Source organism: Kitasatospora sp. NPDC056651, assembly GCF_042792155.1.
Lineage (GTDB): Bacteria > Actinomycetota > Actinomycetes > Streptomycetales > Streptomycetaceae > Kitasatospora.
On sequence record NZ_JBHTWX010000113.1, the window covers coordinates 1 to 22,267 of the forward strand.

The window sequence follows — 22,267 nt, forward strand, 5'->3', positions numbered from 1 at the left end:
GGCCGGCCCTCGTGGAGGGGCCGGCCCGGCGCCGTCCTCAGCCCTGCTGCGACGCGCGGCGCCGCATGGTGAGCAGCAGCAGGGCCACCGCCGACAGCACGGCGGCCAGCCGCAGCACGGTCGGGGCCGCCGACCAGCTGATCTGCCCCAGCGGGGAACCCGACTGGAGTCCGCCGCCCTGGCCGCCGGCCTGCTTCGCCTGCTGCATGGAGTACAGGGTGGTCGCGCTCATCGTGACCAGCGGGATGCCGAGGATCACGAACTTCCGCATCAGGTCGGAGATCTGGCGCGACAGGTAGCCGAGGCCCCAGCCCGCCAGCATGGCCGGGAAGAAGCCGGTGACCGCGCCGCCGACCAGCAGGCCGCAGGAGAGCAGGATCAGCGGGGATGGCTTGCGGGCCGCCGCACCGCCCTTCTCCCCGCCCGTCGCCTTGCCCTGGCCCTTGCCCTGGCCCTTGTTCTTGCCCTTGCCGCCCGTCTTCCCGGCGGGGGCCTGCGGCGGCGCGGCGGGAGCCGCCGGGGGCGGCGGCTTGAGCCAGCCCAAACGCGGCTTCTTCGCCGGTTCCGCCTTCGCCGGCTCCGGCTCCGGCGCCGACGCGGCCTCGTCGGCGGTGCGCTGCTCGGGGATCGGCTTCGGCGCGGGCCGCGGCCCGTCCGAGAAGTCGAAGAGCGTCATCGTCCACGGACCGGTGCTCTGCACCGTCGGCGGCGGGATCGCGTCCGCCCGGTCCTCGACGGCGGCCAGGTCCGGCAGGTCCAGCGACACGGCCGGGATGCCGGCGGTGCTCAGCGCCGGCGGGTCGTACACGCTGTCCGGGTCGAAGGCCGGCTCCGCGGCGGGCGGAACGGCGGGCGGAACGGCGGACGGAACAGCGGGCGGAACAGCGGGCGGAGCCTCCGGAGCCGAGGGGACCTCCGGGGCGCCGCCGGCCGCGTGCTCACCCGAGCCGCCGCCCGGGCGTTCGCTCCACGGCCCGCTCTTGCGCCACCACTCGCCGTCCGTCATCACCGACCACCCCGCCTCGCCCGTACCCGGCCGCCCACCGAGCCGCCCTCGGCGTGACGCTACCCACCCCGCCCCCGCCCACGCGAGTCCGACGGCGGGCGCCGCGGTGCGGCGGTGAGGCGTCAGCCGGAGGACACCCCGCCGTCCCCGCGCCCGACTAACCTAGGTCGAATGACCACACAGCAGGGCCCTCAACGCCGGGGCAGGTCCGCCACCGGCCCGCGCACCCTCGCCGAGGAGCTGCGCGCCCGTCCCGACGACGCGATCGCCGCCCTGCTCCGCGCCCGCCCCGACCTGCTGAACCCCGTCCCCGGCGACCTCACCCAGCTGTCCGCCCGGCTCTCCTCGCGCGCCTCCGCGCTGCGCGCCCTGGAGCGGCTCGACCGGTTCACCCTCCAGGTCGCCGAGGCGCTCGCCGCCGCCCCGGACGGCACCTCGCTGACCACCGTCCGCACCCTGCTGACCGGCCCGGCGAAGGTCAAGCCGCACCCCGCCGCCACCCCGCTCACCCCGGCCGACCGGTCCGCCGTCGCCACCGCCCTGCCCCGCGCGATCGCCACCCTGCGCGACCGGGCACTGCTCTGGGGCCCGGACAACGGTCTGCGGCTGATCCTCGCCGTGCGCGAGGCACTCGCCCCGACCGCCGGCAACCCCGGCCGCACCGGCCTCGGCCCCACCCTCTCCGACGCCACCGTCGGCATGTCCCCGGCCCGGCTCCAGCAGCTGCTCGCCTCGGCCGGGCAGCCCCCCACCCCGGACCCGGTCGGTGCCGTCGCCGCGCTCACCGGGCTGCTCACCGACCGCGCCCGCTGCACCGCACTGCTCGCCACCGCGCCCGAGGCCGCGCTGCGACTGCTGGACCGGCTGGTCTGGGGCCCGCCCACCGGCACCGTCCCGGACGCCACCCGCCCGGTCACCGCCGAGGACGCCCAGAGCCCGGTCGAGTGGCTGCTCGCCCGCGGCCTGCTGCTGCCCAGCAGCCCCGGCAGCGTCGTCCTGCCCCGCGAACTCGCCCTGCACCTGCGCGGCGGCCGCACCCACCGCACCGTCGAACCGGTCCAGCCCGAGCCGGCGCCCGCCGCCGCCCCGCGCGACCCCGAGGCGGTCGACCGCGCCGCGGCCGGCCAGGCGCACACCGCGGTCAGGACCGTCGAGGAACTGCTGGACGGCTGGGGCCTCACCCCGCCGCTGACCCTGCGCGCCGGCGGCCTCGGCGTCCGCGACCTCAAGCGCACCGCCCAGGCCCTGGAGACCACCGAGCAGCAGACCGCCTTCTGGCTCGAACTCGCCTACACCGCCGGACTGCTGGCCCCCGACGGCGAGGTGGACGAGCGCTGGGCCCCCACCCCGGGGTACGACACCTGGCTGCACCTGGACACCGCCGAACGCTGGTCCGTCCTCGCCGCCGCCTGGCTGGCCGCCACCCGCGTCCCCGCCCTCGCCGGCACCCCGGACGGGCGGGGCAAACCGCGCGCCGCCCTCGGCCCCGAACTCGACCGCACCCTCGCCCCGTCCGTCCGCCGCGCCGCCCTCGCGCTGCTCGCCGAGCTCCCGCCCGGCACCCCGGCCACCGCCGAGGAGCTGCTCCCCACCCTGCGGTGGCAGCGCCCGCTGCGCGGCGGCCCCGCCGGCCCGGACGGCCGCGAGCTGCGCGACGACCTCACCGCCTGGACCCTCGACGAGGCCGAGCTCCTCGGCATCACCGGCCGCGGCGCCCTGGCCGCCCCCGCCCGGGCCCTGCTCACCGCCGAGTCCGACCCGGCCGAGGTGCTCGCCCCGCTGCTCCCGCGGCCGCTGGACCACGTGATCCTCCAGCCGGACCTCACCGCGATCGCCCCCGGCCCGCTGCTCACCCCGCTCGCCCAGGCGCTCGCCCTGTGCGCCGACATCGAGTCCAAGGGCGGCGCGACCGTCTACCGGTTCACCCCGGCCTCGGTGCGTCGCGCCCTCGACGCCGGCCGCACCGCCGCCGACCTGCGCGCCTTCCTGGAACAGCACAGCCGCACGCCCGTCCCGCAGCCGCTCGGCTACCTGATCGACGACGTCGCCCGCCGGCACGGCGTCCTGCGGGTCGGCGCCGCCTCCTCCTACCTGCGCTGCGACGACCCGTCGCTGCTGGGCGAGGTGCTCGCCGACCGCCGCTCCGCCGACCTGCGGCTGCGCCTGCTCGCCCCCACCGTCCTCGCCTCCCAGGCCGCCCCGGACGTCCTGCTCGCCGCGCTGCGCGCCATGGGCTACGCCCCCGCCGCCGAATCCGCCGAGGGCGACGTGCTGATCACCCGGCCGGACAGCCACCGCACCCCGCCCCGCACCGCGCCCGTCCCCGTCCCCGACGGCCCGCCCGCGCCCGACGACACCCTGCTCGCCGCCGCCATCAAGGCCATCCGGGCCGGCGACCGGGCCGCCACCGCGAGCCGCCGCGAACCCACCCCGGACCCGCGCCACCTCCCCCGCACCGCCGCCGCCGAGACCCTGGCCGCCCTCCAGACGGCCGTCCTGCTCGGCGAGCGCATGTGGATCGGCTACCTCAACGCCGAGGGCATCGCCAGCCAGCGCATCATCGACCCGGTCAAGGTCGAAGGCGGCTTCGTCACCGCCTTCGACCACCATGCCGACGAACTCCGCACCTTCGCCCTGCACCGCATCACCGGCGTCGCGGAGCTCGACGAGTGAGGTCCTGAGGCCCCGAGCCTCAGTGCCCCTGCTGCGCCTCCTTCATCTTGTCCTGGACGACCTTGTCCGCCACGCTGCCGATCTGCGACTGCCCGATCGGCATCGAACCCCCGGTCGCGGTCTCCGCGATCAGGAACCCCGGCGCCGCGAGCAGCCCGCCGGGCCCCTCGCCGATGCCCGCGAGGGCGTGGGCCGAACCGGCCGAGGAGGCGGTGGCCGCGAAGGCCGAGCCCATCAGGGCGAGGGCGGTGAGAACACGCTTCGACTTCTTCATGGCCAGCTCAACGAGCCGGCACCCACCGCGGTCACTCCGGACCGCTCCCGAGCACCACCCGGGATGCGCGACACTGGAGGGTCTGCGTCAATCCACCCTGTCAGCCAGTGGAGGGCTTCCCCGCGTGAACGACGGACCGCTCATCGTCCAGAGCGACAAAACTCTTCTCCTGGAGATCGACCACCCCAAGGCCGCCGACTGCCGCCGCGCCATCGCGCCGTTCGCCGAGCTGGAGCGGGCACCCGAGCACGTGCACACGTACCGGGTGACGCCGCTCGGGCTGTGGAACGCCCGGGCGGCCGGGCACGACGCCGAGCAGGTGGTGGACGCCCTGGTGACGTACTCGCGCTACCCGGTGCCGCACGCGCTGCTGGTGGACGTGGCGGACACCATGGGCCGGTACGGGCGGCTCCGGCTGCTCAAGCACCCGACCCACGGCCTGGTGCTCACCACCACCGACCGGCCGGTGCTGGAGGAGGTGCTGCGCTCCAAGAAGATCGTCCCGCTGGTCGGTGCCCGGGTCGATCCGGACACCGTGGTGGTGCACCCCTCCGAGCGCGGGCAGATCAAGCAGGTGCTGCTCAAACTCGGCTGGCCCGCCGAGGACTTCGCCGGGTACGTGGACGGCGAGGCGCACCCGATCGACCTGGCGGAGGACGGCTGGACGCTGCGCCCGTACCAGGCCCAGGCCGTCGAGGGCTTCTGGCACGGCGGCTCGGGCGTGGTCGTGCTGCCCTGCGGCGCCGGCAAGACGCTGGTCGGCGCCGCCGCGATGGCGCAGGCCAAGTCGACCACGCTGATCCTGGTCACCAACACCGTCTCGGCCCGCCAGTGGAAGCACGAGCTGGTCAAGCGCACCTCGCTCACCGAGGACGAGATCGGCGAGTACAGCGGCACCAGGAAGGAGATCCGCCCGGTCACCATCGCCACCTACCAGGTGATGACCACCAAGCGGAAGGGCGTCTACGCCCACCTGGAGCTGTTCGACGCCCGCAACTGGGGCCTGGTGGTCTACGACGAGGTGCACCTGCTGCCCGCGCCGGTGTTCAAGTTCACCGCCGACCTCCAGGCCCGTCGCCGGCTCGGCCTGACCGCGACCCTGGTGCGCGAGGACGGCCGCGAGGGCGACGTGTTCAGCCTGATCGGCCCCAAGCGCTTCGACGCGCCGTGGAAGGAGATCGAGGCCCAGGGCTACATCGCGCCCGCCGACTGCTGCGAGGTGCGGGTCACCCTGACCGACTCCGAGCGGCTCGCCTACGCGACCGCCGAGCCGGAGGAGCGCTACCGCTTCTGCGCCACCACGGCGACCAAGCGGCGGGTGGTGGAGGCGCTGGTCAGGAAGCACGAGAAGGACCAGACGCTGATCATCGGCCAGTACATCGACCAGCTGGACGAGCTCGGCGAGGCCCTGGACGCCCCGGTGATCAAGGGCGAGACCAGCAACGCCCAGCGCGAGAAGCTCTTCGACGCCTTCCGGAACAAGGAGATCGGCGTCCTGGTGGTCTCCAAGGTCGCGAACTTCTCGATTGACCTGCCCGAGGCCACGGTGGCCATCCAGGTCTCCGGGACCTTCGGCTCCCGCCAGGAGGAGGCCCAGCGCCTCGGCCGGGTGCTGCGTCCCAAGGCGGACGGCCACGCGGCGCACTTCTACTCGGTGGTGGCCCGGGACACCGTGGACCAGGACTTCGCCGCCCACCGGCAGCGCTTCCTGGCCGAGCAGGGCTACGCGTACCGGATCATCGACGCCGACGACGTGCTGTAGGAGCTCTCAGTACCGGACACCGTCGCGCCCGAGGAAGATCACGCGCGCGGCGGTGTCCAGGGCGATGCCGACGTTGCGGACGGCGGTGGTCAGCGGGTTGCGGTGGCGCCCGGAGGCGGCGGTGGCGCCGGCCGGGCCGGATCGGGGGGTGCGGTTCGGGGTGCTCATGTCTTCAACGGTAGGCACCCGGACGGCCGCGGGCATCACTCCGAAGGGCGTATCCCCAGGTGCGCGGGTCGTCCTCCCGGTGTACGGAGGCCCCCGGGACCGGGGTAGGGCGAACCCCGAGAGCGGCGCGGCTGGAACCCTGAGGCCGACGGGTCTAAGATCGTCCGTCTGCCCCCTCCCGAACCGTGGTACCTGCTGAAGTCCCGCAGGCAGCCGGGGGAGGTGCCGACCGTTCGGCAACCGGTCGGCGTACCCACCGTGAGCTCCTACGATCCGCTGCGCCCGCCACCGGGGCAGCCGGAAAGGTTCGCTGTGCCCGCCACCCCCACCACCGATCCCCTCCAGCGCGAACGCGACCACCTGGCCGCGTCCAGGGCCGCGCTGCGCGCGATGCGCGCGGACGTCGAGTCGCTCGACATCCGCGACGTGACCGGCTCCTGGGTCACCACCGTCATCCTGCAGAACCAGATCGAGGCCAGGATCGCCGCCCTGGCCGACCTCTCGCACACCCCGTTGTTCTTCGGCCGCCTCGACTACCTCCACGCGATCAGCGAGGAGCTGTCCGAGGGCAGCGGGGGCGAGAGCTTCTACATCGGCCGCCGGCACGTCCACGACGCCGACGGCGACCCGATGGTGATCGACTGGCGCGCGCCGGTCTCCCAGCCGTTCTACCGGGCCAGCCGCACCGAGCCGATGGACGTCGAGCGCCGCCGCCGCTTCGGCTACACCGGCGGCGAACTCACCGCCTACGAGGACGAGCACCTCACCGACCCGGCCGAGACGGAGCGGACTTCCGCCCTGCTGGCCGCCGAGATCGAGAAGCCCCGCGTCGGACCGATGCGCGACATCGTCGCCACCATCCAGCCCGAGCAGGACGAGATCGTCCGCTCCGACATCACGGGCACCATCTGCGTCCAGGGGGCGCCCGGCACCGGGAAGACCGCCGTCGGCCTGCACCGCGTCGCCTTCCTGCTGTACGCGCACCGCGAGCGCCTCGCCCGCACCGGCACGCTGGTGATCGGGCCGAACAACGCCTTCCTCTCGTACATCGAGCAGGTGCTCCCGGCCCTCGGCGAGCTGGAGGTCGCCCAGGCCACCGTCCAGCAGCTGGTCGGGCACGTCGAGGTGCGGGGCGAGGACGGCCCGGAGGCTGCCCGGCTGAAGGGCGACGCCCGGATGGCCGAGGTGCTGCGGCGGGCGGTGCGGTCGGGCATCACGCTGCCCGCCGAGCCCTGCGTGGTGGTCCGCGGCTCCCGCCGCTGGCGCGTGCCGGCGTACGAACTGGTCGAGATCATCGAGGAGTTGAAGGGCCGCGAGGTCCGCTACGGCGCCGCCAGGGACGCCCTGCCGCAGCGCATCGCGCACGCCGTGCTGCTGAAGATGGAGCAGGGCGGCGAGGCCCCGGACGACCGGGTGCAGGACGCGGTGGCCCGCAACGCCGCGGTCAAGGCGGTGGTCAAGGAGTGCTGGCCGGCCGTCGACCCGGCGAAGCTGGTCCTGCGGCTGCTCTCCGATCCGGAGTTCCTCGCCGAGTGCGCCGACGGCGTCCTCACCCCCGAGGAGCAGCTGGCGGTGCTGTGGCCCAAGCCCGGCCGCTCGGTGAAGACCGCCCGCTGGACGCCGGCCGACGCCGTCCTGGTGGACGAGGCGACCGACCTGGTGCAGCGCACGCCCTCGCTCGGGCACGTGGTGCTGGACGAGGCCCAGGACCTCTCCCCGATGCAGTACCGCGCGGTCGGCCGCCGCTGCACCACCGGTTCGGCGACCGTGCTCGGCGACCTCGCCCAGGGCACCACCCCCTGGGCGACGGCGAGCTGGCCGGAGGCGCTGCGCCACCTGGGCAAGCCGGAGGCGCACATCGAGGAGCTGACCAAGGGCTTCCGGGTGCCGGAGGAGGTCATCGCGTACGCCTCCCGGCTGCTCCCGGCGATCGCCCCCGGCCTGGCCCCGGCCTCCTCGGTCCGCGAGGCCCCCGGTTCGCTGACGATCCGCCAGGTCGCGGACGGGGAGAGCACGGCGGCCGTCCTGGACGCCTGCCGGGAGGCGCTGGGGCACGAGGGCTCGACCGGCCTGATCGCCGCCGACGCCCGCGTCCCGCGGCTCGCCGAGGCGCTGACCGCGGCCGGGCTGCCGTACCTCTCCCCCGGCGCCGAGACCAGCGCCGAGGCCCGGCTCACCCTCGTCCCGGCCTCGCTGGCCAAGGGTCTGGAGTACGACTACGTGGTGCTGGACGAGCCGGCCGCGGTGATCGCCGGCGAGCCGGACGAGCGGACCGGCCTGCGGCGGCTGTACGTGGCGCTGACCCGGGCCGTCTCCGGGCTGACGGTGCTGCACGCCGAGCCGCTGCCGGAGCAGTTGGGGTGAGGCGCGCGAAGGGGCCGGTCCTCGGACCGGCCCCTTCGGACCCGCGCCCAGGCGTCGATCAGGCGTCGATCAGCGCCCGCCACTCGGCGACCTTGGCCGGGTCGACCGGCGTCAGCCAGCCGTCGGCCCGCACCGCGCCACCGACGTGGAAGGCGTCGAAGCCCTCCGCCCGCAGCTCCTTCAGGTGCTCGGCCCGCAGGCCGCCGCCGATCAGGATCCGCTGCCGGTACCCGGGCTCGCCGGCCCGCGCCAGCTCGGCGGACAGCACCGCACGCCCGGCGTCCACCCCGGCGGCGGAGCCGGAGGTGAGGAAGGTGTCCAGGCCGGGCAGTGCGCCGACGGCGGCCCGCAGGGCGGCCCGGTCGGCGCTGTGGTCGATCGCCCGGTGGAAGGTCCAGCGGCAGCCGGCGATCGCCTCGGCGACGGCCGTGGTCGTGGCCAGGTCGACGGCGCCCCGGGCGTCGAGGAAGCCGAGGACGAACTCCTCGGCCCCCTCGGCCCGCAGCGCGGCGGCCCGGGCGCACAGCTCGTCCACGTCGCCGGGGGCGAAGCCGTCCCGAATCCGCAGCATGACCCGCAGCGGGATGCCGACGGCGGCCCGGATCCGGCCGAAGTCCTCGACGGACGGGGTGAGGCCGTCGGCGGCCATGTCGGTGACCAGTTCGAGCCGGTCGGCGCCGCCCGACTCGGCGGCCTGGGCGTCCTGGGGGGTCAGCGCGATGACTTCGAAAATTGGTCTAGACATATTCGACAGAGTGCCACATCCGAAGACCCCCGGCGACCCCGGACCGGCGAGCTTCGGCCGAAAGCGACCACCCCCAGACCACCCCCGGCCACCCCCGGCCGCCACCGGCCGCCGCTCAGGCCGCCAGCCGCCCGCCCGGCCCGGACCGCCCCTTCCGACGGACCGCCAGCGCCAGCGCCACGGCCGCCACCACCGCCACCGCGGCCGGCTGCAACAGCTTCCAGACCCCGCCCTCCTGCTGCCACAGCCCGTGCAGATTGACGCTGAACACCCACGGCAGCGCCGCCAGACCCGGAACGGCCACCAGGTACCGGTCGCGCACCACCGCCACCACCATCAGCAGCGGCACGGCGACCATCGCCATCCGCCACTGCGAGTCCAGCTGGAACCAGCTGGTGTAGACGTTGTCCGTGAACGCCGCGAGCGGGGCCGCCACCGCCGCCGCCAGCAGCAGGCTCCGCTCCCGCCAGGTCGGCACCGGCAGCATGTCGCCCGGCGCGGCCAGCAGCAACAGGGCCCACATCACGAACGGGCCGTCCCACTGGAAGGCGTAGAGGAACTCCCAGAACGGCTGGAGCGTCTCCGGCGAGCGCGCCGCGCGCACGAGGTCCGCCACGGCCATCAGCGCCGCCAGTCCCGCCAGCAGCTTCGCCGCCCACCACCGGCCGGCCAGCGCCGCGACGGCGGAGAGCATCGCCGGCCCCAGCAGCGCCCAGTCCGGCAGGAGGAACGACGTCCCCCAGGCCTCGGGCGACGCGCCGGCCTCCAGGTAGCCCAGCAGCGCCTGACCCGCCGCCAGCCCGCCGACGGCCCCGGCCACCAGCGGCGCGGCCAGCGCCGCCAGCCGTCCGCCCCGGGACGTCGAGGTCAGCCCGGTCCGCATCCGCAGCCCGTACGCACCCAGGTCGAGCAGTTCCCGCGCCTTGTCGACCGGGCCCACGCCCTCCGTGGTGTCGGCGAAGACGACGACCAGCTCGTCGCCCCGCTCCCGGCGGTACCGGCCCGGGTAGAGCGCCAGCGCGGTCCGGACCGCGACGGTCGTGCCGCTCATGCTCATGCGAAGGCCCCCCCGACCCTCGGACGGACCGCGACGACGGAGACGGACAGTCGGCGCTCGGCCTCGGTGGCCACCGCCCGCAGCCGCTCGGCCTCGGCGGCCAGCGCCCCCCGGCCGTCGGCGGTCAGCGCGTAGCTGCGCCGGGCGCGGCCGTCCACCACCTCCTCGGCGGCGACCTCGATCAGGCCCTGCTGGAGCAGCCGGTCGAGCGCCCCGTAGAGCGTGCCGGTGCGCATCCTGACCCGGCCGTCGGAGATCTCGGAGATCTCCTGGATGAGCGCGTAGCCGTGCCGCGGGGCATCGGCCAGCGCGGTGAGCAGAAGCAGCGTCGGCTCCTGCATGGCGCGTTCTGTCATGCGCCTACATATATCGCCGACCGGCATATCCTGTCCACGGCGGGATCCCGGCAGAATGGGCCGCATGCCCACCGAGACCGACGACCTGCTCGCCGACTGGACCGCCCTGCTGCACCGCTGCGGGGCCGCCGCCGACCCCGGGCCGTACGGACGGGAGCTGCTGCGCCGCTGGGCGCAACCGTGGCGCCGGTACCACACCGTCGCGCACCTGCGCGCGGTGCTGGGCCACGTCGACGAGCTGGCCGGGCACGCCGCCGACCCGGACGCCGTCCGCCTCGCGGCCTGGTTCCACGACGCCGTGTACCGCCCCGACCGCACCGAGAACGAGGAGCGCAGCGCCGCCCTGGCCGTCCGCGCGCTGACCGCCGCCGGCCTGCCCGCCGAGCGGGTCGCCGAGGTCGAGCGCCTCGTCCTGCTCACCGCCGGCCACGACCCGGCCCCCGGCGACCGCGACGGCGAGGTGCTCTGCGACGCGGACCTCGCCGTCCTCGGCGGCACCCCCGAGGCGTACGCGGCGTACGCGGCCGCCGTCCGCGAGGAGTACGGCTTCGTCCCCGAGCCGGACTTCCGGGCCGGCCGGGCCGCCGTGCTGCGCCACCTGCTCGCCCTGCCCGCGCTCTACCGCGGCCCCGTCGCCCGCGACCGCTTCACCGCGGCCGCCCTCGCCAACCTGACGGCCGAACTCGGCACCCTGACCGCCGAACTCGGCGCCCCCTGACGCCGCCCCCGCGCGCCCGTCAGCTCCACCGCGCCCTCAGCCGGTCCGCGGCGGCCATGCCGCCCGTCACCGACAGGACCCGCCCCGCGATGGCCCACCACACGTCGTGGTCGGCCCCCGACACCTCCAGTACCCCCCACCACAGCCCGAGCCCGCAGCACCCGCCCAGCACACCCCACACCCAGCGCTTCATGCCGCGCACCGTACACGGCCGCTAGGAGAGCTCCCCCACCGGTGCCACCACCACGCCCCGCTTGCCGCACACCCAGTGCGGCTCCGGCCCCAGCTCGGGCTCCACGCCGAGCGCGTGCGGGTCCCCGTCGGCCGCGCAGTCGGCGCACAGCGGCCAGCGTCCGTACGCCTCCAGCAGTGCGTCCTGGACGTCCTGGGCGACCAGTCCGAGGACGTAATCGGTGCCGTCCGGCCACTGCTCCAGCCACCAGCGGCGGTGCGTCACGGCCTGCTCCACCAGCGAGACGACGGCGGCGTCCGCCACGTCCCGCGCGGTGAGGTCGGCCAGGATCAGTGCCCGCGCGTTGTGCAGGGCGTTCTCGATGTCGTCAGCAGCCATCCGTCCATTCTCCGACGCGACCGGGGCAACGACGAAAACGCCGCGTGGGCGGCTCCCCGAAGGGAACCGCCCACGCGGACGAGGAACCAGCCGATCCGATCGGAAAGATCAGGATCAGAAGTCCATGTCACCGCCCGGCATGCCGCCGCCGGCGGCCGCGGCGGCCTTCTCCGGCTTGTCGGCGATGACGGCCTCGGTGGTGAGGAACAGCGCCGCGATGGAGGCGGCGTTCTGCAGCGCGGAGCGGGTGACCTTGGCCGGGTCGATGATGCCCTCGGCGACCAGGTCGACGTACTCGTTGGTGGCGGCGTTCAGGCCGTGACCGGCGGGGAGGTTGCGCACCTTCTCCACCACGACGCCACCCTCCAGGCCGGCGTTGGTCGCGATCTGCTTGATCGGGGCCTCCAGCGCGACCTTGACGATGTTGGCACCGGTGGCCTCGTCGCCGTCCAGCTCCAGCTTGTCGAACGCGACACCGGCCTGCAGCAGGGCGACGCCACCACCGGCGACGATGCCCTCCTCGACGGCGGCCTTGGCGTTGCGGACGGCGTCCTCGATGCGGTGCTTGCGCTCCTTGAGCTCCACCTCGGTGGCCGCGCCGGCCTTGATGACGGCCACGCCGCCGGCCAGCTTGGCGAGGCGCTCCTGGAGCTTCTCGCGGTCGTAGTCCGAGTCGCTGTTCTCGATCTCGGCGCGGATCTGGTTCACGCGGCCCGCGACCTGCTCGCTGTCGCCGCCACCGTCGACGATGGTGGTCTCGTCCTTGGTGATGACCACCTTGCGGGCGGTGCCCAGCAGGTCGATGCCGGCGCTCTCCAGCTTCAGGCCGACCTCCTCGGAGATGACGGTGCCACCGGTGAGGATGGCGATGTCGCCGAGCATGGCCTTGCGGCGGTCACCGAAGCCCGGGGCCTTGACGGCGACGGACTTGAAGGTGCCACGGATCTTGTTCACGACCAGGGTCGACAGGGCCTCGCCCTCGACGTCCTCGGCGATGATGACGAGCGGCTTGCCGCTCTGCATGACCTTCTCCAGCAGCGGGAGCAGGTCCTTGACCGAGCCGATCTTGGAGTTGGCGATGAGGATGTACGGGTCCTCGAAGGTCGCCTCCATGCGCTCCAGGTCGGTGGCGAAGTAGGCGGAGATGTAGCCCTTGTCGAAGCGCATGCCCTCGGTGAGCTCGAGCTCCAGACCGAAGGTGTTGCTCTCCTCGACGGTGATGACGCCTTCCTTGCCGACCTTGTCCATGGCCTCGGCGATCAGCTCGCCGATCTGGGTGTCAGCGGCGGAGATGGAGGCGGTGGAGGCGATCTGCTCCTTGGTCTCCACGTCCTTGGCCTGGGCCAGCAGCTGGTCCGAGACGGCGGCGACGGCCTTCTCGATGCCGCGCTTCAGGGCCATCGGGTTGGCGCCGGCGGCGACGTTGCGCAGACCCTCGCGAACCAGGGCCTGGGCGAGCACGGTGGCGGTGGTGGTGCCGTCACCCGCGACGTCGTCCGTCTTCTTGGCGACCTCCTTGACGAGCTCCGCACCGATCTTCTCGTACGGGTCCTCGAGCTCGATCTCCTTGGCGATGGAGACACCGTCGTTGGTGATCGTGGGGGCGCCCCACTTCTTCTCCAGCACGACGTTGCGGCCCTTGGGGCCGAGCGTGACCTTCACCGCGTCGGCGAGCTGGTTCATGCCACGCTCAAGGCCGCGGCGAGCTTCCTCATCAAAGGCGATGATCTTGGCCATCAGAAGTGGTCCTCCGGGACACGGTCGACTGCTCGGACCAAGGGGTGCCCGCGACGGACGGCCCTGGTGCGCGGAGGTCCATTCCCCTACCGCTCCCGGGGGCCTCACCGACCCGGTCCGCTGTCACTCTCACACTGTGAGTGCTAACGCCAATGATTAGCACTCCGGGTGGTCGAGTGCAAGCCCCACCGCCGATCCGCGAGCCGCCGACGGAGCCGTCCGGGAACGCCACCGGAGCCGTCCGGGAACGCCGACGGGCCCGCACGACACGCGTCGCGCGGGCCCGCCGAGAAGCGAGTGGTCACCAGCCGTGGGGCCGAGCCGAGCTCCTGGAGCCGGAAGGGGTCAGACCGCGGCGCGGACCATGTCCGCCTGCGGGCCCTTCTGTCCCTGGGAGATCTCGAACTCGACCCGCTGGCCCTCCTCGAGGGTGCGGTAGCCGTCCATCTGGATCGCGCTGTAGTGGACGAAGACGTCCGCACCACCGTCGACCGCGATGAAGCCGTAGCCCTTCTCCGCGTTGAACCACTTGACGGTGCCCTGAGCCATTCCGAACTCCCCTAGTGCTGTGCTGGCCCTTCACGCGCCCGCAGGTCGCGGGCCCGGGTTGGTTGAAGGCCGGCCCGGGGAACCCCCCCTGGGCGCAGCCGTGCACGCCGCAACCCACCGTTCAGGACGCCAGGCGGCTTCCGTCGAGCGGGTGATTGCGTCGACCGCCGCTGAATGTATCCGGATCGACGCCCTCTGCAACAGAGCCAGCCACCGGTAATTCCGCCGGGGCGTCAAGGGACAGTACGGGCCGAATCGGAATGTTCTCGGCATTTCACGCCGGACATAGCGGACGAATTACTCAAATGTCCGCCGGAATTCTGACAGCAGCCTGACATGTTTCACGGGCCGGTCTCACCGGCCGAACGCCCTGGGGCTGAGCACCGCACGGGCCGAAAGGGAATCCCTGTTCCCAGCCGAGCCACACTCTACTCCGACTCGACCCGGAAATATTCCCGCCGGAATGCCGACGGTCGCCCGCGCGCACGGAGAGCCGAATTCCGTACGCGCGGGCGACCGCGGGTTCTCGCGAAGACTCAGCAGCCGCCGGCCACCGCCGGGATGATCGAGACGCCGGCACCGTCCTTGATCTCGGTCGCCAGGCCCTCGTCGAAACGCACGTCGTCGTCGTTCACGTAGACGTTCACGAAACGGCGCAGCTTGCCGGTGTCGTCCAGGATGCGGGCGGAGATCCCCGGGTGGTTCTTCTCCAGGTCGGCGATGACCTCGGCCAGGGTGGCACCCTCGGCGGTCACCTCGGCGGCGCCGCCGGTGTAGGTGCGCAGGATGGTGGGGATGCGGACGTTGGCGCTCATGACTCTCCTTGCGGGGGGCGGGTGGTTCAGGCGGACGCGAGGCCGGCGGCGCGGAAGGCGTCCAGCGTCGGGCGGATGACGGCGGTCATCCCGGCGTCGGAGACGGCGTCCAGGGTCTTCAGGCCGTCGCCGGTGTTGATCGCGACGGTCTCCTTGGCCGGATCCAGCTGACCGGTCTCCACCAGCTTCTTCAGCACGCCGACGGTCACCCCGCCCGCGGTCTCGGCGAAGATGCCCTCGGTCCGCGCCAGCAGCCGGATCGCCGCCACGACCTCGGCGTCCGTGACGTCCTCCACGGCGCCACCGGTGCGGCGGGCGATGTCCAGCACGTACGGGCCGTCGGCCGGGTTGCCGATCGCCAGCGACTTGGCGATGGTGTCCGGCTTGACCGGCTTGATCACGTCCCGGCCGGCCTTGAACGCGGCCGACACCGGCGAGCAGCCCTCGGCCTGGGCACCGAAGATCCTGTACGGCCGGTCCTCGACCAGGCCGAGCTTGATCAGCTCCTGGAGGCCCTTGTCGATCTTCGTCAGCTGCGAGCCCGAGGCGATCGGGATCACGATCTGCTCCGGCAGCCGCCAGCCGAGCTGCTCGCAGATCTCGTACGCCAGCGTCTTCGAGCCCTCGCCGTAGTACGGCCGCAGGTTCACGTTGACGAAGCCCCAGCCCTCGCCGGCCGTGTCGCCGATCAGCTCCGAGCAGAAGCGGTTCACGTCGTCGTAGTTGCCCTCGATGCCGACCAGCTCGCCGCCGTACACCCCGGCCATGACGACCTTGCCCTGCTCCAGGTCGTGCGGGATGAACACGCAGGACCGGAATCCGGCCCGGGCCGCGGCCGCGCCCACCGCGCCGGCCAGGTTGCCGGTGGAGGAGCAGGAGAGCGTGGTGTAGCCGAACGCCCGGGCCGCCTCGATCGCGCACGCGACCACCCGGTCCTTGAACGAGTGCGTCGGGTTGCCCGAGTCGTCCTTGACGTGCAGCTGGGCGGTGAAACCGAGCTCCCGGCCCAGGTTGTCCGCCTTCACCAGCGGGGTCCACCCCGGGTTCAGGTTGGGCTTGGAGGCCACGTCGGCCGGGACGGGCAGCAGCGGCGCGTAGCGCCAGATGGAGGCGGGACCGGCCTCGATCCGCTTGCGGAGCTCCTCGGCGCCCTCGCTGCCGAACTCGTAGGCGATCTCCAGCGGGCCGAAACACTCCAGGCAGGCGAAGCTGGGGCCGAGCGGGAAGCGGGTGCCGCACTCCCGACAGGACAGGGCGGCGGCGGGGCCGAGGTCCACGGAAACGGGTGCGGCGGTGTCAAGAGCCATGATGGCGAGGCCTCTCTCCTCATCTTCCCCGTGGCACGGTCGCGCCACAGGCCGGAATTGGCACCTGTCCCGCCGGAGGCCTCCGTGACGACGGCCGGGCGAGAAGGTTGCCGGGACGTCAACGGGCCGTTCCCTCAGTCCCTCTGGATGAGCTTGTGAAATTGTGGTGGCGCTCAACGGTGACCCCGGCGTGCGAAGGTCCGACCGCTGTACGAAGACTGTATCCGAAGGCGTCAACCCATGAACGGGACTGTCCGCCACGCGAGATGACCCGTTCCACCCGACCCCGCCGAGGAGACTCCCGTGCCCGCCGAACCGACCCCCGAGCTCCTCCCGCAGGCGGCGTCCTGGCTGCGCCGCCGCTCCTGGAGCGCGGCCGACCGGCCGGTGAGCACCCTCCTCGCCGCCAAGGAGCGCACCGGCCGCACCGTCAGCGTGGTCCTGCCCGCGCTGGACGAGGAGGCCACCGTCGGCGACATCGTCCGCACCATCCGCCGCGAGCTGATGGAACGCCTCCCGCTGGTCGACGAACTCGTCGTGGTGGACTCCGGCTCCACCGACGCCACCGCCGCCGTCGCCGCCGAGGCCGGCGCCCGGGTCGAGCACCGCGACGCCATCCTGCCCCGGCTGCCCGCCGTCCCCGGCAAGGGCGAGGTGCTCTGGCGCTCGCTGCTGGTCACCCATGGCGACATCGTCTGCTTCGTGGACGCCGACCTGCGCGAGTTCGACCCGGCCTTCGTCTCCGGCATCGTCGGCCCGCTGCTGACCGACGAGTCCATCCAGCTGGTCAAGGCCATGTACGACCGCCCGCTGGAGTCGGAGGGCGCCGTGCTGCCCGCCGGCGGCGGCCGGGTCACCGAACTCGTCGCCCGGCCCCTGCTCAACCTCCACTGGCCGGAACTCGCCGGTTTCGTCCAGCCCCTCGGCGGCGAGTACGCGGCCCGCCGCTCCCTGCTCGAACGGCTGCCCTTCCCCACCGGCTACGGCGTCGAGCTCGGACTGCTGGTCGACGCCCTGGAGCTGGCCGGCCTGGACGCGCTGGCCCAGGTGGACGTCGGCGTCCGCCACCACCGCCACCAGGACGGCCAGGCCCTCGGCCGGATGGCCGCCACCATCTACCGGACCGCCCTCGAACGCCTCGACCGCACCCACCGCCTCAAGGCCTCCGCGGACCTGGTCCACCCCCACCTCACCCAGTTCACCCGCGACCCGCGGACCCGGGCCTTCGTCGCCCACACCCACCCGGTCACCGCCCGGGAACGCCCCCCGATGCACACCGTCCCCGAGTACGCCACCCGCCATTAGGGGCCCGTCTCCGAACTCCCGCCTGCGGGGCGACGCCGGGAGCTCGAAGACGGGCCCCACGGGTTTGCCGCCCCGCACCCCCGGCAACATGCCAACCATGGGCGAACTCACGACCAACCGTTCGAGCGTGACCGGCACCGCCCCCGTCCTGGTGGCCTCCAACCGGGGACCGGTGTCCTTCAGCACCGCCGACGACGGCACGCTGATCCTGCGGCGGGGCGGCGGCGGCCTGGTCTCCGGCCTCTCCGCGATCGACGACCCGAACGCCGTCTGGGTCTGCGCCGCCCTCAACGACTCCGACCGCAGAGCCGCCGCCGAGGCCCCCGACGGCCGCCTCGACCTGGCCGGCCACGACGTCGGCGGACAGGCCGTGCGGATGCTGGACATAGACCCGCAGACCTTCGCCCGCGCCTACAACGGCGTCGCCAACTCCACCCTCTGGTTCGTCCACCACCTGCTCTACGCCACCCCGACCGCCCCCTCCTTCGACGCCGACTTCCGCACCGAGTGGGCCGCCTACCAGGCCTACAACGAGGCCTTCGCCGAAGCCCTGGCCCGCGAAGCCGCCCCGAACGCCGCGGTCCTCATCCAGGACTACCACCTCTCACTGGCCCCGGCCCTGCTCCGCGAAGCCCGCCCCGACCTGCGGATCGGCCACTTCTCGCACACCCCCTGGGCCCCGCCCGAGTACTACCGGATGCTGCCCGACGACGTCGCCCGGGCCGTGCTCACCGGCATCCTGGGCGCCGACCGGGCCGGCTTCCTCACCGAGCGCTGGGCCCGCGCCTTCGCCGCCTGCTGCGCGGACCTCCTCGGCGCCACCGTCGACCACGACGCGCTCACCGTCACCCTCGACGGCCGCACCACCACCCCCCAGCCCTCGGCCGGGGGGACCCCCGTTCGGCGAACTACACGCCTCGGCGTCCACGCCCTCGGCGCCGACGCCGACTTCCTGCGCGAACGCTCGCACCGCCCCGACGTGGACGAGCGCCTCGCCGCGCTGCGCGAGGCCGTCGGCGACCGCCGCACCATCGTCCGGGTCGACCGCACCGAGCTCAGCAAGAACATCGTCCGCGGCCTCCAGGCCTACCGGCACCTGCTCCGCACCCGCCCCGAGTGGCACGACCGGGTGGTGCACATCGCCTTCGCCTACCCGTCCCGCACCGACCTGGCCGAGTACCGGCACTACACCGCCGCCGTCCAGGAGCTGGCGGCCGCCGTCAACGCCGAGTTCGCCACCCCCGACTGGCAGCCGCTGATCCTGCACGTCGACGACGACTTCCCGCGCTCCCTCGCCGCCTACCGGCTGGCCGACGTCGCCCTGGTCAACCCCATCCGGGACGGCATGAACCTGGTCGCCAAGGAGGTCCCGGTGGTCTCCGACCACGGCTGCGCGCTGGTCCTCTCCCGCGAGGCCGGCGCCCACGCCGAGCTCAAGGACGACGCCCTCACCGTCAACCCGTACGACGTCATCGCGACGGCCGACGCCCTCCACGCCGGCCTGACCATGGGCCGCGAGGAGCGCGCCGACCGCACCAAGCGACTGGCCGCCGCGGCCACCGCGCTCCCCCCGCAGCAGTGGTTCCTGGACCAGCTCAACGCCCTGTGAGCGCCTCCCCCAAGGCCTCCAGCAGCTCCACCACGCCCTCCGGCCCGGCGACCACCAGGTCCGCCCGGTCGGCCAGCTCGCGCACCGGCGCGTCCCCCACCGCGCCGGCGCACACCAGGACCCCGGCCACGCCCTCGCCGCGCAGCTTCCCCACCGCCGCGAAGGCCGCCACGTCCCCCAGGTCGTCCCCCGCGTAGAGCACCGAACGGGCCCCGCGCTCCCGGAGGAACCCGGTCAGCGCCGCCCCCTTGTCCACCCCCGGCGGCCGCAGCTCCAGCACCAGCCGCCCGGGTTCCACCACCAGCCCGTGCCCGGCCGCCAGCTCCTCCACCGGCGTCCGCAGCAGCTCCAGCGCCTGCTGCGGCGCCGCCGTGCGCCGGGTGTGCACGGCCACCGAGCGGCCCTTGTCCTCCACCCAGGTCCCCTCGGGCGCGGCCACCCGCGCCAGCACCTCCGGCAGCTCCGCCCGTACCCGCGCCACCCCCGGGTGCACCTCCGGCGCCGAGAGCTCCCCGTCCTCCCACCGCTCGGCGCCGTAGTGCCCCAGCACCACCACGCCCGGCAGGCCCGCGAACCCGCCGTACTCGACCGCCAGCGCGGCCGGGCGGCCCGTCACCACCACGACGGCGCCGACCACCGGGGCCAGCCGCCGCAGCGCCCCCGCCACTCCCGGGTGCGCCCGCGCCTGCCCCGGGTCCGCCACGATCGGCGCCAGCGTCCCGTCGAAGTCCAGCCCGATCACGGCCTCCCGGGGCGCCGCCAGCACGGCCCGCACCCCGTCCCGTCCGGCCTCGGTCCCCGGTACGAACATCTCTTGAAAGCCCATACCGAAAGCCCTACCCCGGAGCCGGCGGCTCCGCACCCGGCGGCTCCGGACCCCAGCCGGTCCGAGCACCCGGCCGGTCGTCCGTCAGCGGGCGCCCCGGCGCGCCTCCCGGATCCGCCGCAGCCGGTTCACCAGCACCGGCGCGTGCGCCAGCGCCTCCTCCCGGTCCAGCAGACCGTTCAGCAGCTGGTAGTACCGCGTCGGGGAGAGCCCCAGCTCCTCCCGGATCGCCCGCTCCTTGGCCCCCGCCGTACGCCACTGCCGCCCTTCCAGCGCCAGCACCGCCCGGTCCCGCTCACCCAGCTCACCCCGCTCGCCCGGCTCACCCGGCTCGCCCATCGAGAACACCTCCGCCCGCCACTACGGAGTGTCATTCTCCCGCGCGACCCCGACACACACTGCTCTCCCCGCCGGGCCGCCGCCCGCACTAACGTCGCCCCCATGACCACGCCCAGCTTCGCCGTGCACATCCCCACCGCCGACCTCGACCCCGACCCGCTCGACCCGTCCCAGGTCGTCTCCGGCACCCCCGAGGTCACCGGCCGGGTGCTGTCCGAGTCCGCCGACGGCCGCCACCTGCGCGGTCTCTGGCAGATCACCCCGGGCGTGGTCACCGACGTCGAGGCCGACGAGATGTTCGTGGTGCTCAGCGGCCGGGCCACCATCGAGATCGAGGGCGGCCCGACCCTGGAGGTCGGCCCCGGCGACTGCGCGGTGCTGCGCGAGGGCGACCGCACCACCTGGACGGTCCACGAGACGCTCCGCAAGGCCTACGCCATCACGCTCCCCTGACCGGGCCCGCCCCCGCCCGGACCGGGGCCGCCGCCCGGCCCCGGTCCCGGTAGGTCCCGGCCGGTGCCCAGGTCCTGTCCGGCCGGACAGGACCTAGTGACGGACCCTCGCCGCCTCCTGCGCCGCCGCGTCCTGCAGCCCGCCGAGCACCTGCTTCGGGTCCCCGGTCACCGCCAGGCCGATCCCGGCCTTGATCCGGTCGCTGACCACGCCCCAGGCCGGGTCCCCGAAGGGGTAGAAGCTCGCGTTGGTCAGCCCGACCGCGAACTGCTTGAGGTCCTCGTGCTTCGGGTCCGAGGCCATCTGGTCGAACGCGTCCTGGGTGACCGGCAGCAGGTTGTACTGCTCGTCGAACTTCAGCTGGTTGTCCTTGCCGTAGACGAACGACAGGAACTTCTTGATCTCGTTCTTGTGCCCGTTCGCCTTGAACGCCGTCATCCAGTCCGCGACCCCGAGGCTCCCGGTCCGCCCCACGCCGTCCTTCTTCGGGATCGGCGCCGTCCCGAACTCGACGTTCCCGGCGGTGGCCATCCGCAGCAGCGTCGGGTGACCGTTCAGCATCGCGACCTTCCCGGCCGCGAAGTCCCGGAACGCGGGGGTGCGGTTCACCTTGCCGGGGTCCGGGTACGTCAGGCCGGGGCCCACCAGGTTGGTCTTCAGCCAGCCGAACGTCGCCTGGTTCTGGGCGCTGTCGATGGTGTAGTTGCCCACGTCGTCGGAGATGCTGCCGCCGCCGCTCAGCGTCCACAGCATCGACTCGGCCGGCGCCTCCTCCGGGCCGAGCGGCAGCCCGTACGGGGTCACCCCCGGCACCTTGGCCTTGATCTTCTCCGCGTCCTGCCGCAGTTCGCTCCAGGTGGCCGGCGGCTGGCTGATCCCGGCCTGACGGAACATCGCCTTGTTGTAGAAGAGCACCCGCGACGAGGAGACGAACGGGATCCCGTACTGGGTGCCGAGCACCTGCCCGGTGTGCGAGAAGGCCTCCAGGAAGTCGGCCTGGGTCTCCAGCGAGAGCACGTCGGACGCCGGGTACAGCCGGTCCGCCGCGACCTGGTCCGCGAAGCCGCCGGTCTGCAGCAGGTCCGGCGACTTGCCGGCCGCGATCATGTCCTCGACCTTCTTGCCGATCTCGGTCCAGGAGTCCACCTCGACGCTGACCCTGATCCCGGGGTTGGCGGCCTCGAAGTCCCTGGCGACCCCGTCCCAGTAGTGCTGGGAGCTGGTCTCGGGGCTCTCCCCGTAGTCGGCCGCGACCAGTCTGAGGGTGACGGTCCCGTCGTCCTGCCCGCCGCAGGCGCTGGCCGCGATGAGCACCAGTGCTCCGGCCAGCGCACCGCCGAGCACACGGGTGGGAACGTGGGCGCGCCTGTTCAACGCGGGTACCGCCTTCGGGGGGATGCGACGGGGAGAAAGGCCGGCCGGAACGGGGGCATCCGGCGGGGGGAGGCGCCACACTGTCAAACCCGCCGACCACCGGTCCACACCAGCGGCCCGGACCGCCCCAGGAGTTATCGAAGTGCCCGGAGTCATTGCACGATGCGCAACACGACCCCCGTCCCGGCTCCCCGCCTCCGCCCCGCGCGCACCGGACGCAAAGCCCCGCACACGCCGCAGCTGCGACAAAGCTCACCCA

General features: G+C 73.7%; 22 protein-coding genes and 1 riboswitch. Of the genes, 7 read left to right on the forward strand and 15 right to left on the reverse strand.

Annotated features, from left to right (window positions below; translation table 11 throughout):
• Positions 1-37: 37 nt before the first annotated feature.
• Entirely contained in the window at positions 38-1,006 is a 969-nt protein-coding gene (locus ACFRAR_RS31800; protein ID WP_380702522.1) for a hypothetical protein, read from the reverse strand.
• 171 nt (positions 1,007-1,177) lie between these two features.
• Between ACFRAR_RS31800 and ACFRAR_RS31805 the strand changes: the two genes are divergently transcribed.
• Positions 1,178-3,679, forward strand: a complete 2,502-nt coding sequence (locus tag ACFRAR_RS31805) for a helicase-associated domain-containing protein (protein WP_380702524.1) — start codon at positions 1,178-1,180, stop codon at positions 3,677-3,679.
• Positions 3,680-3,698: 19 nt separating this feature from the next.
• Here the strand turns inward: ACFRAR_RS31805 and ACFRAR_RS31810 are convergent, their stop codons facing one another.
• Positions 3,699-3,953: a hypothetical protein gene (locus ACFRAR_RS31810; protein ID WP_380702526.1), complete on the reverse strand. Its 255-nt coding sequence runs from the start codon at positions 3,951-3,953 to the stop codon at positions 3,699-3,701.
• Positions 3,954-4,077: 124 nt separating this feature from the next.
• On the opposite strand from ACFRAR_RS31810, the gene ACFRAR_RS31815 reads away from it, so the two are divergent.
• On the forward strand, positions 4,078-5,715 hold the full coding sequence (locus ACFRAR_RS31815; protein WP_380702528.1) for a DNA repair helicase XPB: 1,638 nt from the start codon (positions 4,078-4,080) through the stop codon (positions 5,713-5,715).
• Positions 5,716-5,721: 6 nt separating this feature from the next.
• Here the strand turns inward: ACFRAR_RS31815 and ACFRAR_RS31820 are convergent, their stop codons facing one another.
• Positions 5,722-5,883: a hypothetical protein gene (locus tag ACFRAR_RS31820; protein WP_380702530.1), complete on the reverse strand. Its 162-nt coding sequence runs from the start codon at positions 5,881-5,883 to the stop codon at positions 5,722-5,724.
• A gap of 390 nt (positions 5,884-6,273) precedes the next feature.
• On the opposite strand from ACFRAR_RS31820, the gene ACFRAR_RS31825 reads away from it, so the two are divergent.
• The gene (locus ACFRAR_RS31825; protein WP_380702578.1) at positions 6,274-8,247 is read left to right on the forward strand and encodes a HelD family protein; all 1,974 of its coding nucleotides are present in this window, start codon (positions 6,274-6,276) and stop codon (positions 8,245-8,247) included.
• Positions 8,248-8,305: 58 nt separating this feature from the next.
• Here ACFRAR_RS31825 and ACFRAR_RS31830 read toward each other — a convergent pair whose 3' ends face one another.
• From ACFRAR_RS31830 to ACFRAR_RS31840, 3 genes are all read right to left on the reverse strand, one after another.
• Positions 8,306-8,992 (reverse strand): copper homeostasis protein CutC, encoded by a 687-nt coding sequence (locus tag ACFRAR_RS31830; protein WP_380702533.1) that lies wholly within the window; start codon positions 8,990-8,992, stop codon positions 8,306-8,308.
• Between the two features lie 115 nt (positions 8,993-9,107).
• A complete protein-coding gene (locus tag ACFRAR_RS31835) occupies positions 9,108-10,043 on the reverse strand; it encodes a hypothetical protein (RefSeq protein WP_380702535.1) in 936 nt (311 codons plus the stop codon).
• A 2-nt stretch (positions 10,044-10,045) separates the two neighbouring features.
• On the reverse strand, positions 10,046-10,405 hold the full coding sequence (locus tag ACFRAR_RS31840) for a PadR family transcriptional regulator (RefSeq protein ID WP_380702537.1): 360 nt from the start codon (positions 10,403-10,405) through the stop codon (positions 10,046-10,048).
• A gap of 64 nt (positions 10,406-10,469) precedes the next feature.
• Between ACFRAR_RS31840 and ACFRAR_RS31845 the strand changes: the two genes are divergently transcribed.
• Entirely contained in the window at positions 10,470-11,123 is a 654-nt protein-coding gene (locus ACFRAR_RS31845) for a hypothetical protein (protein ID WP_380702539.1), read from the forward strand.
• Between the two features lie 19 nt (positions 11,124-11,142).
• Here ACFRAR_RS31845 and ACFRAR_RS31850 read toward each other — a convergent pair whose 3' ends face one another.
• From ACFRAR_RS31850 to thrC, 6 genes are all read right to left on the reverse strand, one after another.
• Positions 11,143-11,316 carry a hypothetical protein gene (locus tag ACFRAR_RS31850; protein WP_380702541.1) on the reverse strand — a complete coding sequence of 58 codons (174 nt, stop codon included), beginning with the start codon at positions 11,314-11,316 and terminating at the stop codon, positions 11,143-11,145.
• A 21-nt stretch (positions 11,317-11,337) separates the two neighbouring features.
• Positions 11,338-11,694 (reverse strand): hypothetical protein, encoded by a 357-nt coding sequence (locus ACFRAR_RS31855; protein WP_380702543.1) that lies wholly within the window; start codon positions 11,692-11,694, stop codon positions 11,338-11,340.
• A 114-nt stretch (positions 11,695-11,808) separates the two neighbouring features.
• Positions 11,809-13,431 (reverse strand): chaperonin GroEL, encoded by a 1,623-nt coding sequence (gene groL, locus ACFRAR_RS31860; RefSeq protein WP_316526858.1) that lies wholly within the window; start codon positions 13,429-13,431, stop codon positions 11,809-11,811.
• A 345-nt stretch (positions 13,432-13,776) separates the two neighbouring features.
• Positions 13,777-13,980 carry a cold-shock protein gene (locus tag ACFRAR_RS31865; protein ID WP_030289665.1) on the reverse strand — a complete coding sequence of 68 codons (204 nt, stop codon included), beginning with the start codon at positions 13,978-13,980 and terminating at the stop codon, positions 13,777-13,779.
• A gap of 536 nt (positions 13,981-14,516) precedes the next feature.
• On the reverse strand, positions 14,517-14,795 hold the full coding sequence (locus tag ACFRAR_RS31870; protein ID WP_380702546.1) for a ubiquitin-like small modifier protein 1: 279 nt from the start codon (positions 14,793-14,795) through the stop codon (positions 14,517-14,519).
• Positions 14,796-14,821: 26 nt separating this feature from the next.
• Positions 14,822-16,102 carry a threonine synthase gene (gene thrC, locus ACFRAR_RS31875; RefSeq protein ID WP_380702548.1) on the reverse strand — a complete coding sequence of 427 codons (1,281 nt, stop codon included), beginning with the start codon at positions 16,100-16,102 and terminating at the stop codon, positions 14,822-14,824.
• Positions 16,103-16,118: 16 nt separating this feature from the next.
• Positions 16,119-16,256: riboswitch (SAM riboswitch) on the reverse strand.
• 149 nt (positions 16,257-16,405) lie between these two features.
• Here thrC and ACFRAR_RS31880 point away from each other — a divergent pair.
• Together ACFRAR_RS31880 and ACFRAR_RS31885 are read left to right on the forward strand one after the other, a co-directional pair.
• Positions 16,406-17,407 (forward strand): glucosyl-3-phosphoglycerate synthase, encoded by a 1,002-nt coding sequence (locus ACFRAR_RS31880; protein WP_380702550.1) that lies wholly within the window; start codon positions 16,406-16,408, stop codon positions 17,405-17,407.
• 97 nt (positions 17,408-17,504) lie between these two features.
• Positions 17,505-19,016 carry a trehalose-6-phosphate synthase gene (locus ACFRAR_RS31885; RefSeq protein ID WP_380702552.1) on the forward strand — a complete coding sequence of 504 codons (1,512 nt, stop codon included), beginning with the start codon at positions 17,505-17,507 and terminating at the stop codon, positions 19,014-19,016.
• On the opposite strand, the gene otsB is transcribed toward ACFRAR_RS31885, so the two are convergent.
• The gene (gene otsB, locus ACFRAR_RS31890; RefSeq protein WP_380702554.1) at positions 19,003-19,827 is read right to left on the reverse strand and encodes a trehalose-phosphatase; all 825 of its coding nucleotides are present in this window, start codon (positions 19,825-19,827) and stop codon (positions 19,003-19,005) included. The two genes, ACFRAR_RS31885 and otsB, sit on opposite strands and share 14 nt — an antisense overlap.
• Positions 19,828-19,926: 99 nt before the next feature.
• A complete protein-coding gene (locus tag ACFRAR_RS31895; protein WP_380702556.1) occupies positions 19,927-20,181 on the reverse strand; it encodes a DUF3263 domain-containing protein in 255 nt (84 codons plus the stop codon).
• 102 nt (positions 20,182-20,283) lie between these two features.
• On the opposite strand from ACFRAR_RS31895, the gene ACFRAR_RS31900 reads away from it, so the two are divergent.
• Positions 20,284-20,634: a cupin domain-containing protein gene (locus ACFRAR_RS31900; RefSeq protein WP_380702558.1), complete on the forward strand. Its 351-nt coding sequence runs from the start codon at positions 20,284-20,286 to the stop codon at positions 20,632-20,634.
• A 93-nt stretch (positions 20,635-20,727) separates the two neighbouring features.
• Here the strand turns inward: ACFRAR_RS31900 and ACFRAR_RS31905 are convergent, their stop codons facing one another.
• Positions 20,728-22,008 carry an extracellular solute-binding protein gene (locus ACFRAR_RS31905; RefSeq protein ID WP_380702560.1) on the reverse strand — a complete coding sequence of 427 codons (1,281 nt, stop codon included), beginning with the start codon at positions 22,006-22,008 and terminating at the stop codon, positions 20,728-20,730.
• Positions 22,009-22,267: the final 259 nt, after the last annotated feature.

Excerpts from the sequence above, each read along its gene's own strand:
- ACFRAR_RS31800 (WP_380702522.1), bottom strand. The coding sequence starts at position 1,006 with ATGACGGACGGCGAGTGGTGGCGCAAGAGCGGGCCGTGGAGCGAACGC.
- ACFRAR_RS31835 (WP_380702535.1), bottom strand. The coding sequence starts at position 10,043 with ATGAGCGGCACGACCGTCGCGGTCCGGACCGCGCTGGCGCTCTACCCG.
- ACFRAR_RS31825 (WP_380702578.1), top strand. The coding sequence starts at position 6,274 with ATGCGCGCGGACGTCGAGTCGCTCGACATCCGCGACGTGACCGGCTCC.
- ACFRAR_RS31820 (WP_380702530.1), bottom strand. The coding sequence starts at position 5,883 with ATGAGCACCCCGAACCGCACCCCCCGATCCGGCCCGGCCGGCGCCACC.
- otsB (WP_380702554.1), bottom strand. The coding sequence starts at position 19,827 with ATGTTCGTACCGGGGACCGAGGCCGGACGGGACGGGGTGCGGGCCGTG.
- ACFRAR_RS31865 (WP_030289665.1), bottom strand. The coding sequence starts at position 13,980 with ATGGCTCAGGGCACCGTCAAGTGGTTCAACGCGGAGAAGGGCTACGGC.
- ACFRAR_RS31900 (WP_380702558.1), top strand. The coding sequence starts at position 20,284 with ATGACCACGCCCAGCTTCGCCGTGCACATCCCCACCGCCGACCTCGAC.
- ACFRAR_RS31895 (WP_380702556.1), bottom strand. The coding sequence starts at position 20,181 with ATGGGCGAGCCGGGTGAGCCGGGCGAGCGGGGTGAGCTGGGTGAGCGG.
- groL (WP_316526858.1), bottom strand. The coding sequence starts at position 13,431 with ATGGCCAAGATCATCGCCTTTGATGAGGAAGCTCGCCGCGGCCTTGAG.
- ACFRAR_RS31870 (WP_380702546.1), bottom strand. The coding sequence starts at position 14,795 with ATGAGCGCCAACGTCCGCATCCCCACCATCCTGCGCACCTACACCGGC.
- ACFRAR_RS31885 (WP_380702552.1), top strand. The coding sequence starts at position 17,505 with ATGGGCGAACTCACGACCAACCGTTCGAGCGTGACCGGCACCGCCCCC.
- ACFRAR_RS31810 (WP_380702526.1), bottom strand. The coding sequence starts at position 3,953 with ATGAAGAAGTCGAAGCGTGTTCTCACCGCCCTCGCCCTGATGGGCTCG.
- thrC (WP_380702548.1), bottom strand. The coding sequence starts at position 16,102 with ATGGCTCTTGACACCGCCGCACCCGTTTCCGTGGACCTCGGCCCCGCC.
- ACFRAR_RS31840 (WP_380702537.1), bottom strand. The coding sequence starts at position 10,405 with ATGACAGAACGCGCCATGCAGGAGCCGACGCTGCTTCTGCTCACCGCG.
- ACFRAR_RS31830 (WP_380702533.1), bottom strand. The coding sequence starts at position 8,992 with ATGTCTAGACCAATTTTCGAAGTCATCGCGCTGACCCCCCAGGACGCC.
- ACFRAR_RS31845 (WP_380702539.1), top strand. The coding sequence starts at position 10,470 with ATGCCCACCGAGACCGACGACCTGCTCGCCGACTGGACCGCCCTGCTG.
- ACFRAR_RS31805 (WP_380702524.1), top strand. The coding sequence starts at position 1,178 with ATGACCACACAGCAGGGCCCTCAACGCCGGGGCAGGTCCGCCACCGGC.
- ACFRAR_RS31850 (WP_380702541.1), bottom strand. The coding sequence starts at position 11,316 with ATGAAGCGCTGGGTGTGGGGTGTGCTGGGCGGGTGCTGCGGGCTCGGG.
- ACFRAR_RS31855 (WP_380702543.1), bottom strand. The coding sequence starts at position 11,694 with ATGGCTGCTGACGACATCGAGAACGCCCTGCACAACGCGCGGGCACTG.